At 50.2% G+C, this 1,206-nt stretch carries 1 protein-coding gene; it reads left to right on the top strand.

What is annotated here, in order from left to right; translation table 11 throughout:
* Positions 1–64 precede the first annotated feature (64 nt).
* A protein-coding gene (locus QN395_RS21315) for an IS3 family transposase (RefSeq protein WP_323493041.1) occupies positions 65–1,206 on the top strand; the annotation gives its coding sequence in 2 pieces (ribosomal slippage) (positions 65–332 and positions 332–1,206; 1,143 coding nt annotated over the 2 pieces). This gene is flagged as partial in the annotation.

Below are 1,206 nucleotides of genomic sequence, written 5' to 3'. Positions count from 1 at the left end.
ATTGTAGTGGTCTAATAAAAACGGACACCAAGATAGGTGGATAATTCACCTATCGAGGAAAGAAATGACAAAGCAAAGAAGAACATTTGACACCAATTTTAAACTGCAAGTTGTCCGCATGATTCATGATCAAGGCTTGAGCGTATCGCAAGTCTGCAAAGATATGAAGTTAGGCGAGACCGCTGTACGTCGCTGGCTCAGCCAGGTGCGTGCGGAACAAAGCGGACTGCCTGGAGTTGGTAAGCCACTCACCGCCGAGCAGATCCGCATCCGCGAGTTAGAAGCCCAAAACCGCCAGCTGCGCATGGATGTCGATATTTTAAAAAAAGCCTCGGCCTTCTTTGCCCGGGAACTGAAATGAACTACCGGCTGGTTCAACAGTTGCAAAAGGAGGCTATACCAGCGCTGCAGGCATGTCGCGTATTGGCCGTTTCCCGTTCAGGATTCTATGCAGCGCAACAACGGCAGAAACGTCCGGCAACGGTCTGCGGCATCAGCGTTCATTTGCAAGCGAGTTTTACTGCCAGCGGCAGTACTTATGGCAGCCGGCGCCTGCAAACCAGCCTGAGACACCAAGGCTGGCAAGTGGGACGTTATCGTGTGCGCAGCTTGATGAATCAACATAACATCACGCCGGTATGGAAGCGGAAATTTATCCACACGACTGACAGCAAACATGATTTACCTGTTGCCGAGAATATTCTGAACCGACAATTTGAACCGACACAGCCAAATGCTGCCTGGGTAGCAGATATGACCTATATCCGCACGCGCAGTGGCTGGCTGTATCTGGCAGCGGTGCTGGATTTGTATTCCCGCAAAATCGTTGGTTGGGCAATGGCTCCCAACATGGAGGCAGAGCTGGTGTGTGCGGCATTGCAAATGGCGATGATGCAACGCAAACCAGCCAAGGGCATGATTGTCCATTCGGATAGGGGTAGTCAATATGCCAGTGAAGCCTATCAACAACTGCTGGCGAAAAATGGCTTACGTTGCAGCATGAGCCGCAAGGGAAACTGTTGGGATAATGCAGTGATGGAGCGTTTCTTTTTGAACCTGAAAATGGAGCGCGTATGGCGTCAGGACTATGCCAATCACGCTGAGGCGATGAAAGATATTGCAGACTATATCGTCGCCTTCTACAACAACGTCCGATTGCACTCCACATTGGGAAATCTGCCTCCCAATGCTTATGAACAAAAAAAT

The organism is Undibacterium sp. RTI2.2 (genome assembly GCF_035018705.1).
Lineage (GTDB): Bacteria > Pseudomonadota > Gammaproteobacteria > Burkholderiales > Burkholderiaceae_D > Undibacterium.
This window is presented reverse-complemented; position numbering and strand designations above follow the sequence as displayed.